Annotated in this window: 14 protein-coding genes; 5 read left to right on the plus strand and 9 right to left on the minus strand. The window is 46.8% G+C overall.

Translation table 11 applies throughout. The annotated features are described in order from the left end of the window. Nucleotides 1-605: 605 nt before the first annotated feature. Nucleotides 606-2,357, minus strand: coding sequence for a pyruvate kinase (pyk, locus tag CUJ83_RS02270; RefSeq protein WP_230740206.1), 1,752 nt, complete (start codon nt 2,355-2,357; stop codon nt 606-608). Between the two features lie 273 nt (nt 2,358-2,630). On the opposite strand from pyk, the gene CUJ83_RS02275 reads away from it, so the two are divergent. From CUJ83_RS02275 to CUJ83_RS02290, 4 genes are all read left to right on the plus strand, one after another. Further along, nucleotides 2,631-3,569, plus strand: a complete 939-nt coding sequence (locus tag CUJ83_RS02275; RefSeq protein ID WP_230740208.1) for an NAD-dependent epimerase/dehydratase family protein — start codon at nt 2,631-2,633, stop codon at nt 3,567-3,569. Between the two features lie 12 nt (nt 3,570-3,581). Continuing rightward, on the plus strand, nt 3,582-4,352 hold the full coding sequence (locus tag CUJ83_RS02280) for a serine protein kinase RIO (protein WP_230740210.1): 771 nt from the start codon (nt 3,582-3,584) through the stop codon (nt 4,350-4,352). Between the two features lie 5 nt (nt 4,353-4,357). Next, nucleotides 4,358-4,900, plus strand: coding sequence for a KH domain-containing protein (locus CUJ83_RS02285; RefSeq protein ID WP_230740212.1), 543 nt, complete (start codon nt 4,358-4,360; stop codon nt 4,898-4,900). 379 nt (nt 4,901-5,279) lie between these two features. Next, nucleotides 5,280-5,477, plus strand: a complete 198-nt coding sequence (locus tag CUJ83_RS02290; protein ID WP_230740214.1) for a hypothetical protein — start codon at nt 5,280-5,282, stop codon at nt 5,475-5,477. Between the two features lie 6 nt (nt 5,478-5,483). On the opposite strand, the gene CUJ83_RS02295 is transcribed toward CUJ83_RS02290, so the two are convergent. From CUJ83_RS02295 to priS, 7 genes are read right to left on the minus strand one after another with little or no spacing between them, the layout of a single operon-like run. Continuing rightward, nucleotides 5,484-6,248 carry a proteasome assembly chaperone family protein gene (locus CUJ83_RS02295; RefSeq protein ID WP_230740216.1) on the minus strand — a complete coding sequence of 255 codons (765 nt, stop codon included), beginning with the start codon at nt 6,246-6,248 and terminating at the stop codon, nt 5,484-5,486. Between the two features lie 13 nt (nt 6,249-6,261). Next, the gene (locus CUJ83_RS02300; protein WP_230740218.1) at nt 6,262-6,411 is read right to left on the minus strand and encodes an RNA-protein complex protein Nop10; all 150 of its coding nucleotides are present in this window, start codon (nt 6,409-6,411) and stop codon (nt 6,262-6,264) included. Nucleotides 6,412-6,417: 6 nt separating this feature from the next. After that, nucleotides 6,418-7,221 (minus strand): translation initiation factor IF-2 subunit alpha, encoded by an 804-nt coding sequence (locus CUJ83_RS02305; protein ID WP_230740220.1) that lies wholly within the window; start codon nt 7,219-7,221, stop codon nt 6,418-6,420. A gap of 13 nt (nt 7,222-7,234) precedes the next feature. After that, entirely contained in the window at nt 7,235-7,411 is a 177-nt protein-coding gene (locus CUJ83_RS02310; RefSeq protein ID WP_230740222.1) for a 30S ribosomal protein S27e, read from the minus strand. Between the two features lie 5 nt (nt 7,412-7,416). Next, entirely contained in the window at nt 7,417-7,698 is a 282-nt protein-coding gene (locus CUJ83_RS02315; protein ID WP_369423862.1) for a 50S ribosomal protein L44e, read from the minus strand. Nucleotides 7,699-7,741: 43 nt separating this feature from the next. After that, nucleotides 7,742-8,365 (minus strand): DNA replication complex subunit Gins51, encoded by a 624-nt coding sequence (locus CUJ83_RS02320; protein WP_230740224.1) that lies wholly within the window; start codon nt 8,363-8,365, stop codon nt 7,742-7,744. Beyond that, the gene (priS, locus tag CUJ83_RS02325; protein WP_230740226.1) at nt 8,355-9,536 is read right to left on the minus strand and encodes a DNA primase catalytic subunit PriS; all 1,182 of its coding nucleotides are present in this window, start codon (nt 9,534-9,536) and stop codon (nt 8,355-8,357) included. Before priS ends, CUJ83_RS02320 begins: the two co-directional genes overlap by 11 nt. A 392-nt stretch (nt 9,537-9,928) precedes the next feature. On the opposite strand from priS, the gene CUJ83_RS02330 reads away from it, so the two are divergent. Continuing rightward, nucleotides 9,929-10,420, plus strand: coding sequence for a DUF6789 family protein (locus CUJ83_RS02330; protein ID WP_230740228.1), 492 nt, complete (start codon nt 9,929-9,931; stop codon nt 10,418-10,420). Nucleotides 10,421-10,488: 68 nt separating this feature from the next. Here the strand turns inward: CUJ83_RS02330 and CUJ83_RS02335 are convergent, their stop codons facing one another. Continuing rightward, a complete protein-coding gene (locus tag CUJ83_RS02335; protein ID WP_230740230.1) occupies nt 10,489-12,942 on the minus strand; it encodes a valine--tRNA ligase in 2,454 nt (817 codons plus the stop codon). Nucleotides 12,943-12,999 lie beyond the last annotated feature (57 nt).

The following is a 12,999-nucleotide window of genomic DNA, read 5'->3' on the forward strand; positions in this document are numbered from 1 at the left end:
CGATACAAACCAACTAGCATACGCAAACAAACACAACGTACACCAGCCAGAAAATATCGAACAACCAACCAAACATCAGAGATCGCGATAACACCAACAAACAGGTGCACCCCTCGACTCCTCACTATTAATGTAATCATTCCCGAAAATTCTCGGGAATCTTATATTAGTTATGATTCTATATATATCTTTCGTCATTGCGTTTATTTGACGAAATCAGGGCATAATTATACGACATTTATTAAAATATCGTATTAATGTCCTCGTTTTGCCGCGTTGCGTTTCATTTCGCAGCGCGCGAGATTCTTGTAATAGAACTCTTAGTATTTATACCTTTCCAGACATCATTGTCCGGAAATTTTAAGGGTTCTATATCCATGCCAGGCATGGATAAAAGGAGGTGATCTTTTGACGCGATCGCTTTGTATCGCGCGGGATGTAATAATCGTTGTTAGTATATAAGCATTTCTCTTTCGAGTGTCATGCTTAAACTTTGAACGATCTATCCAACAATGTCAAACGTCATTCACGTATGAATGCGCCCTTAACATTGAGCGAACCCTTATAATGCTATCAAAGGTATATATAGCTTTCGATGTTGGACTCTAATCGCTTGGCAACCGGATATATCCTTCATAAATAATACCGCGGATAGTATCAACGGTCACCTTCATCCCGTCATTTAATATTGACGTTGCATTCTTGACGCCCACGACTACGGGAATTCCGACCTCCCTTCCGATTATCGCGCTGTAGGAAGTAAGGCCTTGCTCCTCGGTAAGTATGGCGCCGGCCTTCCTGATCTTCTCGATCTTATCAACGTCGGCCTCTTTAATGACAAGTATATTCCCTTCTTTTATCTTATCAAAGTCTTCAGTTTTGACCGCCTTGACGACAGTGCCTTTAACTATATTCTTACCTATACCCAATCCTTTAGCCAGCTCTTTAGCGACCACATGTATCTTCATTATATTTGTGCTGCCGGGTATACCGACCAGTATGCCGGCAGTGATGACAACCAGATCGCCAGTATGCAGATAGCCTTTTTTAAGACAGTTTTCAATAGAGTCGCTGATCAGGCGATCTATGTCGGGCTCTTCACCGATCTTGATAGGGAATACTCCCCATGACAGTGTTAGCTGGCGCATAACCTTCTGGTCGGTAGTTACCGCAAGTATCGGAAGCTGTGGACGGTACTTGGATACCTTCCTTGCAGTAAATCCGGTCTGTGTCGCCGTTATGATCGCCTGTGCCTTAAGGTAGCGGGCGGATTCCGTGGTAGCGAAAGCCACTGAGTCTGTTATGGATAAAGATGGTTTTGGCGTTTTGGCGGCTATGGCCTGCTTATAGCAATCCGAGTCTTCAGTGTTCTTTGCTATCAATGCCATGGCCTTAACGGCCTCTAAAGGATATTCCCCGAAGGCTGTTTCGCCGCTAAGCATTAAAGCGTCAGTACCGTCGAACACGGCATTAGCGACATCGGTCGCTTCGGCCCGCGTCGGCATGGGGTTCCTTATCATCGAATCGAGCATCTGGGTGGCCGTGATCACAGGTATGCCCTTTGCGTTACATTTAGAGATGATCATCTTCTGGACGAGCGGCACCTCCTCCATAGGTATCTCTATCCCTAGATCTCCGCGAGCCACCATTATCCCCTCTACGACGTCGATGATACTGTTGATGTTCTTTACGCCCTCGTGTTTTTCTATTTTTGCGATTATCGGGATGTCGGCACTGTTGTCTTCCATTATCTTCCGGAGGTCCAGAATATCATCCGCGCTTCGCACGAACGACATGGCCAGCATATCGACGCCCTCGTCGATCCCGAATAAAAGGTCTCTTACGTCCTTGTCCGTTATGGATTTCGCCTTTATCGAAGTATTGGGCAGATTAATGCCTTTTCTTTCCTTTAGCTCTCCGCCTCTGATCACACGCGTGATAATATCCGTTCCCGTCACGTTTTCGGCTTTTAGCTCTATCAGCCCGTCATCAATAAGCAGTGTCTGCCCCTTAGATACTGACGAAGGGAGCTCTTTGAACGGTATGTTCACCTCATGGCTGTCGCCAGGGACGTCCCGGGCGGTCAGCACATACTCTTCCCCTGGTTTAAGTATCACTTTCTCTTTTAGCGTCCCTATCCTTATCTTAGGCCCCTGCAGGTCCATCAGTATGCCCACAGGCACATCGAGGGCTTCTGACACATAGCGAATGTTCTTAATTGTTTTCCGGTGATATTCATGGTCCGCATGGGACATGTTAAGCCGGGTGACATTCATGCCCGCCTCTATCAGTTTCTCGAGCTTTTCCTGCGTATCGCAGGCAGGGCCTATCGTGCATACTATCTTTGTCTTTCTCATCGGTCGACCATCCAGAATAGATAAGAGATACTATTATAAAAATTACAACAATGGACATAAATCTATCCAAAATATATTGCATAGCATCTATCGGTTAAGATCCCGTGCCGGACATCTATACCGGACCTATAATGCAATGTCACGTACGTATAGTCGGAGAATATAGTAGATTTGGATCAACTTCCCGGGTATTGCTTAAGTATTCAAGGAGAGAAAGGCTCCTTTAAGAAGAACCATAAATTATTATTAGTAGGATATTGTGAATGGTATATCATGAAATCTATAGTGACCGGTGGAGCCGGTTTCATCGGTAGCCATCTTGTAGACAAACTGATCAGGCGTGGCGACGATGTTACAGTCATCGATAATCTATCAGGAGGCAATATAGAGTTTATAAAGCCTCATATCACTAACGGTAAGATCAGGTTCGTGCAGGCCAACCTGCTGGACAGTCAAAAATTCCAGGATGAGTTTGCAGGTGCCGGTTTCGTATACCACCTGGCGGCAAACCCGGACGTTAAGATAGGGGCGAGCGACACGAGGACACACCTTGATAACAATATTCTCGCCACATATAATGTACTGGAGGCGATGAGAAAGAACGATGTGAGGAACATCGCGTTCACATCGACATCCACGGTATATGGAGAGGCGAGCATCGTGCCGACACCGGAACACTACGGCCCGCTTATCCCCATATCACTATACGGCGCATCAAAGCTTGCCTCCGAGGCGATAATATGCTCATACTCACATACCTTTGATATGAACTCGTATATCTACAGGTTCGCCAATATAATAGGTGACAGAGGTACTCACGGGGTCATATTTGATTTTATCAATAAATTGAACAGGGACCCGGAAAAGCTCGAGATACTTGGAAACGGGAAACAGTCAAAATCATACCTCCATATAAGCGATTGTGTCGATGGCATGCTGTATGCCATAGATAACTCTAAAGAAAAGGTGAACATATTTAACATCGGTTCTGAGGATAAGATCGATGTTACGAGCATAGCAAAGATTGTCGCGGCAGAAATGGGGCTGGACAAAGTAAGGTTTGAATACACCGGCGGAGACCGCGGATGGAAAGGCGATGTGCCGTTCATGGCATTATCTATAGAAAAAATGAAGTCCGCCGGGTGGAGACCAACCCATAACTCAGAAGAGAGCGTAAGGCTCACTGTAAGATCATTACTAAAAGAATTATAAACAGGATGTTATATGCAACCAAGTAAGAAGGAAAAACGTATCGACCAGCGTATCGATGATTACCGGACCAAGATAAAGGACTCTAACGATCTGAAGGCATACGGAGAAGTATTTGACACCGCTACCCTGAAGTCGCTGTATAAGTTCGCGAACAAAGGAGTGATAACGGCGATGGGCGGAGTGGTATCCACAGGTAAGGAAGGCAATATATTCCATGCCATAGGCAAAGATGAAAAGGAACTGGCCATTAAGATCTATCGTATCTCTACCACCGACTTTCAGAAGATGGAAGACTATCTTCTCGGAGACCCGCGCTTTTCAAATATAAGGCATAGCAGGAAAGACATTATTTTTGCCTGGACGAGAAAAGAGATGAGAAACCTGGAAAGGGCGATAGAGGCAGGCATAAGGGTACCGGTACCCATAGAGACCGACAGGAACATACTGATAATGGAATTCATTGGCCATGATGGCGTTGCTGCGCCAAGGCTTCGTGATATCGGCCTGGATGATCCGCAGCGCATATATGAAATTGTGAAAGGCTATATGAAAAAATTATATCAGGACGCAAAGCTTGTACATTCCGACCTGAGCGAATTTAACATATTATTATATGATGATGAGCCGGTAATAATAGATATGGGACAATCCGTATTGATAGACCACCCTATGTCGGGTGATTTTTTAGACAGGGATATAAAAAATATAGTAAGGTACTTTAAAAAACTGGGCGTTGATTGTAGTGAAGAGGAACTAAAGGCGGAAATTTTGAAAAAGGATTGATGATCATGTTAGAACATATTAAAGTCCCGCAGGACAGGATCGGAGTAATAATTGGCCCCGAAGGAAAAATAAAGGAGCAAATAGAGAAGAAGAGCGAGACCACTATAGACGTGGACAGCGAAAGCGGGGTCGTGGTCATAGAGTCGACAGGCGACCCGTTTAAGGCATTAAAGGCCAGCGAGACAATAAAAGCAATAGCCAGGGGGTTCAGCCCCGATAAGGCATTCAAGCTGCTCGAAAATGAAGATCTGATACTGGATATGATAGACATATCCAAGGTATCGGATTCTCCGTCGGACATCACCAGGTTAAAAGGCAGAATAATCGGAAGAGGCGGCAAGACCAGGGAAATAATGGAATCGATGACCGGTGCTAAAATATCAGTATACGGAAAAACTATCAGCATCATAGGCGACGCGGATCAGATCACGACCATACGCACAGCTATGGACATGTTGATCGGAGGCGCTCCCCATGGCGCGGTCTACGGATACCTTGAAAGAAGGCGCCGTGAACTGAAGAGAACTCAATTCGATTCAATAACCTGAAGTTTTTTAAAAAAAGGAACATCAAGCATATTAAATGAAGGGCGTAAAAAGCCCTTCCAAATTTGCTGTTTTATCATTATTTGGGTTTCTTTCCACAGCCGCAGGTGTCGCACATTTCATTGTCACCTCCCGGACGATCGATATACCTGTTTATTATATAGCAAAGGCATATAATATACAAACAATATTATACAAAATGAAATCATTAAAGTTTATCAAACTTTTATTAAGAAAAACTACGGGTTATTCAATATAATAAGCGTTTTTTAAAATGATATGCCCGGAAAAAATGTTATAGATCCGGAGACCATGCGCTTCATCCAAAAATAATTTATGCTTTAACGATAATAAGCAAATTAATCAATGATTTGGTGAGGATATGGAAGACCAAATGGAAATGGCATTATTTGTAGTATCGATGGTCTGGTTTATTTTCCTGACGGGCATATTTTTAGTGTACGTAAAGACCAGGCTTCAAAGAGATGAGATAGACGAGATCAAAAAGGTTAACGAAGAGTCCCACGTTAAGATCGGCAGGCTTTATAGATCTTTTAATAGCATAAAAAGGGTAAGATAGAAAAGATCAACCAATGTATTTGTCCTCAGCCCCATATTCCTTGGGTAACTGAGTCTCTTCCATCTCTTTTATCTTTGTTATAATTTTTTCGATCTCCTGAGCCCTTGCCTCGAGTTCCTTAGTGTCGACTTCGAAGTTCAATGCTTTACTCAGCACGCTGAGAACCGCCTGCGCGCTCTTGGGATCGACAAGATAGCCGGAAGTTTCGCCCATGATACATACGGCTTCCATCCCGCGTAACTCGCCCAATCCGAGTATCAGTCCCGATGCCCCGATGATGCCGCCTGATAGCTCGCCCTCGGTAAAAGTGGGCCCGTAGGACTTGATCTCTTCGATTATATCGGGGTTGTTTGTCGCATATAGCACATGCGGCACGTCCATAAGCTTGCCTGTGCCATATCCGCCCAGGGTATAAATGCGCTTTGTCTGGAACTTTTCTGCGATGTCCAGATATATGCCTGCCAGCTCATAATGGCCCTCGTTAGTGGCGCTTTGGTGGTCGCCAACAAGTAAAAGCAGGTCCGGGGTCTTATCGTTCCCCTTTAAAAAATATATTTCATTACTGACGAGCTTTGTCGTGCCATCCGCGTTCACCGTCACCTGCGGAGGCAGGTGCGGGGAGAATATCTCCATTATCTTTTCGGCTTTGAGCTCGCTTATAAGATGGTCGACCACGAGCTTACCTATCAAGCCTATGCCGGGAAGCCCGACGATCATGACAGGGTCCTTTGGCGATACTTCCTTGTATTCAACGACAGTCGTCTCTATCATAATACCATCATTATTACTTAAGGATACTTCGCCTATATTTACCATACGGGTCAAGCGGCGAGTATCTTGCGGGGACGGGATTAATGGCCGCGCCTCCGCATTTGCACCGCTCTTTAAAAGTATAGGCCCCGCATTTCTCGCATTTTTTCATCTTGGTCTTCATCAGGGATCACGAGAATGACTTGGCCTCTTCCATATGCCTGTGGAATTCGCCTTCGCCTTCATGCTTCTCAATGTAGTCGATAGCAATCTTGGCCGAGTTCCTTAAAACGTTCTCGGCTTTCTTGTAGTCGGGCGCGATCACATTGACACGGTAACGCGGAGCGCCAACGTATGTGATGTCGACCGTAACGCCTTCACCGCCATCGATAGAGCCCGCAGCCTTTAGGGCTCTCTTGAGGACGTCCACGCCATTCGGCAGCGGACATATAAGGTCGATGTAACCGCTGATGTTAACAGACGGCACTTTAACGTTTTCTTTAGCCACCTTAAGGATAGCTTCAGAGATATTTGCCGGTATGCCCATACCGGTGAGCTCGCCGGTCCCGCTCTGTACGGCTTCCTCAAAGACAGCATACAGGTTCCCGAACTCGTCCCTGAGCTTATCATTAAGCTCTTCAAGCTCGGCCGGGCTCATCTTAACTTCATCCGCCGCGAACTGAAGCCACTTTGAGGCTTTCTGATCATTCTTCCAGAGCTGGATCGTCTCTCTTCTCTGATGCTCGTTTACATCTTTAAAGGATAGGTCGATGTGCCCTCTCTTGGGGTTAACGTCAAGCACTTTGCATACTATTTTTTGACCCTCTCTTACGTGGTCTCTGATATACTTAACCCATCCGGATGCGACTTCGGAAATGTGTATAAGGCCTTCCTTGTTTTCATATTCATCCAACTGTACGAAGGCTCCGAAATCGACCACCTTAGTGACCGTGCAGACGACTAATTCACCTTGATTAGGCCATCCCTTGCTCATGATTACCTCTTTTTTACTCCAGAACTTCGATTATCTGGGTCTTAATGACGGCTTTGCCGCCCTTCGGCTCGGCGATAGTCCTGCCGCATACCGTGCAGTCTACCTTGGAGGTCGCGTTGCCGAATATGATCTGCTCGTTCTCGCAGTCATTACACTTAACTCTCAGGAACTTGCTCTTTGGTCCTTCCATTTTAATCACTCCTCAACAAGATCAAACTTCTGTACCTTGAAACACGGTCTCAGGTGAGCCTTCTTGCAGGTCAGACACCTGTAGCGTAGGTTCACGCGCTTTGTCGGCTTGTCTCCACCGGGTACTTTTGAGAACTTACCGCGGTTACCGATGCCGAATGATCTCCTCTTCTGCCTCTCGATCCTGGTCATGGTGGAGGCTCTTCCTTTCTTTACCTTCTCCACCTCATGCTCCCGGTGCGTCTTGCAGTACGGACAGTATGTCCTGAACTTCTTTGGCATCTTCATAATTATTCACCTTATTGAAATTTTATACGGTTTATCCCTATCCTTACTGGTTTTGAAGTGGTATAGCTACGTTTTTGTTACATAGCACCAACGCATTTGCCTTTGGCAGAACAACCACGTCTTCCTCGGATAATTGGTAATGTCGCCCGTCGACACCCACGAACCTGGGTATATCTTTGAGCACTTTAACCATCATAACTTCTTCCTTTAAATCACTATCATGGGTTAAAGATTTTTCGATGGGCTTTTCCTTTGTGGTCGTCCCACCTAATATATTTTTGCCCGGATTCGACCTGGAGGGCAACTCCAGGATAGGTATAAGTATCTCGCTCCTCCCCCTCTCCAGAGCGGAGACAAGGGATTCGTACAGGGATTTTTCTTTGGACGTCAGTCCTTCCGCGCTCAAGCGTGTCCCGGAAGCGGATATTGAAGCATACTCCAGTATCTTGCTGACCCGCCGGTCGAATACGCCCTCGATGATGATGCGCGCGTTCTTGATCTCGTCGTCTATCATCGACGCTTCCTTGTAGTTTGCCGCTTCCGCCTTGTCCTGCTCAAGCTGGCGGATATAGCGTGCGCACTCTTCGTAAAAAGAGTCCTCTATGTCTTGAAGCTTATCGCTTTCCCGCTCCACTGTCAATATTCGAGCTAATTCTTCAAGGTTCATATTCGGCACACCCGCGGCACATGAGGAACATGGCTACATTCTCCGGAAGGCGCCCCACGCCTTCGCTGACACGGTAAACTTTATCTTTTATCTCTACCTGCTGCGGCTTCGTCACGAGCACCCTTACCGGTGAATCACTAAATATTATAGCGTCATTCAGAGGATTAAAGGTTTCCAGCCGGTCGCGCACTAGCGGCGTCACCCTGAACGCTGAGCCGCCATGTATAGAGCCGGGAAGCCTAATAAGCCTTTTTATATCGGCCGTGACAGGCTCGTCAGTCTTGCCGGCGAGATCGACCTTGAAATCGTCTATCGTACCGGCAAGCATGTTCTTGAAAAAATTCTCCATGTTGCCCGGGGATAGCTCGATCAGCCCTTTATTTAATATAGTTTCATAGCTTTCGGGATTGCGCGCCATCTCTAGCACTTTTTTAAGGTTTTTATCAAGCCCGAACCTTCTGAGATTCTCACGGGCCTCTTTTTCCGGCATTTTACCGATCTCCTGAAGTTTAGAGGCTATATACCTGGCCACCCGCATATTCCATCCATAGCTCCCTTTTTTATCATCATCGAAGCCCCGGATCCGCCATATGCCGGTCATCCTGGACCTGACGAACATATTTTCCGGGTCGAGGCCGGTCCCGAGCACATAATCGACGATCTCTCTTCGTTCAGGGCTTTTAAGCGACCTGACCTTTTCATCCCTGATATGGACGTGGTATCCCCTGCCGCCCGAGAACACAATATCCATATCCTTTTCCCTGAATCCCATATCATCTATGAGAAATTCGTCAATGAGCCGGATTATCTCTTTTTTTACGTTCTCAAGCATTTCAGAATAAGAATTAAAGTTACCGGGAAGATGGTCCGCGTCAAGATCAAATATGAGGTCTGCTCCCTGCCACTTTTTTTCAACCATGGTGGGCGCGGCAGGATGAGTATAATAAGCGGTCGAGTGGTATGCATGCCTTGGCGCCATGCCGCTCAGATAATCGCTAAGCTCCCCTACGGTATTGAATGATTTATGCCTGCGCATCGCGACGCCGGGGGTCTCGTCGAATAGTATGAACCCCCATTCACGGTCGGGTAATTCCGGCGGCGGATAAACAGGATTTTCAGAGTAATATTCTCTGAACTTTTGTTTCAGGAATACTCTCGTTTGATCATTCATAGTATTGGACTATCTTATCGATTGGATATAAAATGGTTACTACCCATATGCATATAGTCATGTACTTAAACACGAATGGTTGAATATAACCCCGGTTTTTTACAATTGATTCAAAAAATGTATAATGGTCTTGAGGATACCAATAAAGTTCTCTGCCGACTATTTTCAATCGCCAGTATTTGTTAAAGCTATTTTTCATGCAATTATAGATATGGCCGTAAAAGATACTTTTCAATTTTTGATAAATCGGCGGGGTATATACCTGTTTTTAAATTGGAATAATATTATGAAAAAAGAAAAAAGAGTTTTTATTGATTCTTCCATAAAATCAATTATTTGGATAATATTATTTTATAAAAATAAAACAAATAAAAAATTGACAGGAGGAAAACATGTCAGCAAAAGAAATAGGTGATGGCTCTATTGCCGGTATTATAGCCGGTATAGTGATGGGGTTATTTACTATAATTTTAGTACTTATAGGATTGGCCTCGTTGACCGCGTTCATAGACATCAGGACAGTGTTCGGCGGCCTGCTCCCGGCGGTGGGGACCGCTGCAGCATCATTGACAGCGATGATAACGTTCCTATTGTTCACATCCATTATAGGCCTCATACTCGGAGCCGTATATGGCGCGATATATGAGAACATACCGACACGTAGCTCGATAACAAAAGGCATAGTATTTATGCTGGTGGTATGGGCGATATTCGGGTTATTATTACCTTTGGTACTGGGAGCCGGCGTAGGCCTGCCCGCAGGGATAACCGCATCGAGCATACTATCCGCGCTTGTAGCCGCAGTGATATGGGGCGCAGTGCTCGGCCTGGCATTTGACTGGGTCTCGGGAAAGACTGTAGCGCCGGCAAGAGTGATATCTTAAAAAGAAAAATAAAAGTCGGGCATCAAATTTGGTCATCAAATTTGATGCGATCTACTTTTTTATCCGGATCATCTTTCGATCTTCATCAGCACCTGGACATCGCCCAGAGTAGATACGGCGTCCGCTTCCTCAACCGGGCCGTACGAGATCTCGCCGATCTTCATGGTGTCCTTTAATACGGGCTCGATGAGCTTAATGTCCTCTTCAAGTCCGTCGCTGTATATCTTAAGGCTCTTAAGGACAGAGTTTTGTGCGAGGTTATTGGAGTTCTTGTACTGCCTTAAGGTCGATACGAGAACGCCCGCCATATTACCCAGCCTTAGCGCGTCCGCATCCTCCCATGACTCGTTCGGTGTCGGCCACGAGGAGATATGCAGGCTTAACGCGCCGTGTGAATCCCTGAACATGCACTGGTATATCTCTTCTGTCACGTGAGGCGTGAACGGCCCCAGCAACTTCAGGCAGCTGAGCAGAGTGGTGTAAAGCGTATACAGGACAGCTTCTCGGGACCCGGAGCTATCAGACCCTTCCTTGTATAGCCTGTCTTTGACCATCTCAAGATAATTGTCGCACAGGTCGCCCCAGAAGAACTGTTCAGTGATAACCTTCGCTTTGCTGTACTCGTACCTGTTGAAGTTGTCAGTGCTTTCACGTATGACGTTATTGAGCTTGGTCAAAAGCCACCTGTCGATCAATTCCAGCTCGGGCAAATCATCGCCCGGCTTGTAGTCCTTCAGATGCATTGACACGAACCTTGAAGCGTTCCACAGCTTATTTATGAACTTCTGGCCGTAAACGACCTCTTTATCCTTGAAGGACAGGTCGTCGCCCAGCTTGGCGGACGCGGCCCACCATCTCAGCGCGTCGGCGCTGAACCTGTCTACGACAGGCAGAGGCTCGATAATGTTACCTTTAGACTTGTGCATCGCCTTGCCGTTCGAGTCCAGCCCGTGCCCGGATATCATCACGGTGGTCCAGGGCAGCGTGCCGGTATGCAGATAGCTCTTTATGACAGTGTAGAACAGCCATGTCCTGATGATCTCGTGTGCCTGCGGCCTGAGGCTCATCGGGTAGATCTTATTGATGATCGAGTCCGGCTCTCCCCAGTTTGAATTGATCAGGGGCGTCACCGATGAGGTAGCCCATGTGTCCATAACGTCCTTCTCAGGCTCGAATTCTGTAGAGCCGCATTTCGGGCACGGGTGTAATGGCGATGCCGCCATCGGGTCTACTGGAAGCTGACTATCCTCGGCCACTGTCACTTCGCCGCATTTCTTACAATACCATACCGGGAACGGTACTCCGAAGTAGCGCTGCCTGGAGATGCACCAGTCCCACTTCAGCCCGTTGATCCATGTATCATACCTGACCTTCATGTGCTCCGGATACCAGTTAATGCCGGCACCCTGCTCGAGCAGCTTATCCTTAAGGTCGAGTATCCTGATGAACCACTGCGGAGTGACAAAATATTCTACAGGAGTGCTGCATCGCTCATGGACGTTCATGACATGGGTGATGGGCTTCTGCTCGACGAGCAGTCCCGATCCCTTAAGGTCCTCCATTATCTGCTTTCTGCACTCTGCAAGAGTCATGCCCCTGTAATTGGCCGCGTTCTCGTTCATGGTGCCGTCCGCGTTTATCGAAAGTTTTAGCGGAAGGTCATATTCTCTCCACCAGTCGATATCGGTCTTGTCTCCGAACGTACATACCATCACGAGACCGGTACCGAAGTCTATCTCGACCTTTCTGTCGGCTATGACCGGCACCTCTGCGTTAAATATCGGGGTTATCGCCTTTCTGCCGATAAGTTTTTTATACCTCTCGTCCTCCGGGTTCACGATCAATGCCACACAGGAGGATATGAGTTCCGGCCTTGACGTCGCGATCAAAAGATCCTCGCCAGTATCGGCGGCTTTGAACTTTATAGTGTTAAGGAAAGAGCGCTTTTCGTCAGAGTCTTCCACATCTGCCTGCGCAAGGGATGTCTGGCAAAGCGGACACCATATGGCTGGCTCATTGCGGCGCTCCATGCGCTTTTGCTTATACAGGTCGATGAAAGAGCGCTGGGATATACGCTGACAGCGCTTGTTAATGGTCGAATAGAGAAGGTCCCAGTCCACGGAGATGCCGAGCTTCGTCCATACGTTACGGTAGTTCGCTCCGCCTATCTCCGTCTCCTTTAAACAAAGCTTTACGAACTCCTCGCGCCCGATATCCTTAATGTTGACCTTATACTTTTTCTCTACGAACCTTTCCGTGGGAAGCCCGTTATCGTCAAAGCCCATAGGGTAGAAAACGTTCTTGCCAAGCATGCGCTGGTAGCGGGCCACGAACTCTGCCTGTGAGTAGGACATTACATGGCCCATATGAATGTATCCCGACAGCGTCGGCGGCGGCGTATCGATAGAATACGTCGGCTTTTCGCTATTCGGGTCGAACTTGAACACTTTTTCATCTTCCCAGAACTTCTGTATCCCGGGCTCTATTTCCTTCGGGTCGTACTTCTTCGCTAACTCTCTCATGAAATATGCCTCTGATGCTCGAATAAAGGTAAATTGATGACGTCGCCGGTAAATCGG

The sequence above is a fragment of the Methanooceanicella nereidis genome, assembly GCF_021023085.1.
In the GTDB taxonomy this organism is placed as follows: domain Archaea; phylum Halobacteriota; class Methanocellia; order Methanocellales; family Methanocellaceae; genus Methanooceanicella; species Methanooceanicella nereidis.

What these genes read in the sequence shown, in the direction of transcription:
- pyk (WP_230740206.1), bottom strand. Translation starts at nt 2,357, where the DNA reads ATGAGAAAGACAAAGATAGTATGCACGATAGGCCCTGCCTGCGATACG.
- CUJ83_RS02275 (WP_230740208.1), top strand. Translation starts at nt 2,631, where the DNA reads ATGAAATCTATAGTGACCGGTGGAGCCGGTTTCATCGGTAGCCATCTT.
- CUJ83_RS02280 (WP_230740210.1), top strand. Translation starts at nt 3,582, where the DNA reads ATGCAACCAAGTAAGAAGGAAAAACGTATCGACCAGCGTATCGATGAT.
- CUJ83_RS02285 (WP_230740212.1), top strand. Translation starts at nt 4,358, where the DNA reads ATGTTAGAACATATTAAAGTCCCGCAGGACAGGATCGGAGTAATAATT.
- CUJ83_RS02290 (WP_230740214.1), top strand. Translation starts at nt 5,280, where the DNA reads ATGGAAGACCAAATGGAAATGGCATTATTTGTAGTATCGATGGTCTGG.
- CUJ83_RS02295 (WP_230740216.1), bottom strand. Translation starts at nt 6,248, where the DNA reads ATGATAGAGACGACTGTCGTTGAATACAAGGAAGTATCGCCAAAGGAC.
- CUJ83_RS02300 (WP_230740218.1), bottom strand. Translation starts at nt 6,411, where the DNA reads ATGAAGACCAAGATGAAAAAATGCGAGAAATGCGGGGCCTATACTTTT.
- CUJ83_RS02305 (WP_230740220.1), bottom strand. Translation starts at nt 7,221, where the DNA reads ATGAGCAAGGGATGGCCTAATCAAGGTGAATTAGTCGTCTGCACGGTC.
- CUJ83_RS02310 (WP_230740222.1), bottom strand. Translation starts at nt 7,411, where the DNA reads ATGGAAGGACCAAAGAGCAAGTTCCTGAGAGTTAAGTGTAATGACTGC.
- CUJ83_RS02315 (WP_369423862.1), bottom strand. Translation starts at nt 7,698, where the DNA reads ATGAAGATGCCAAAGAAGTTCAGGACATACTGTCCGTACTGCAAGACG.
- CUJ83_RS02320 (WP_230740224.1), bottom strand. Translation starts at nt 8,365, where the DNA reads ATGAACCTTGAAGAATTAGCTCGAATATTGACAGTGGAGCGGGAAAGC.
- priS (WP_230740226.1), bottom strand. Translation starts at nt 9,536, where the DNA reads ATGAATGATCAAACGAGAGTATTCCTGAAACAAAAGTTCAGAGAATAT.
- CUJ83_RS02330 (WP_230740228.1), top strand. Translation starts at nt 9,929, where the DNA reads ATGTCAGCAAAAGAAATAGGTGATGGCTCTATTGCCGGTATTATAGCC.
- CUJ83_RS02335 (WP_230740230.1), bottom strand. Translation starts at nt 12,942, where the DNA reads ATGAGAGAGTTAGCGAAGAAGTACGACCCGAAGGAAATAGAGCCCGGG.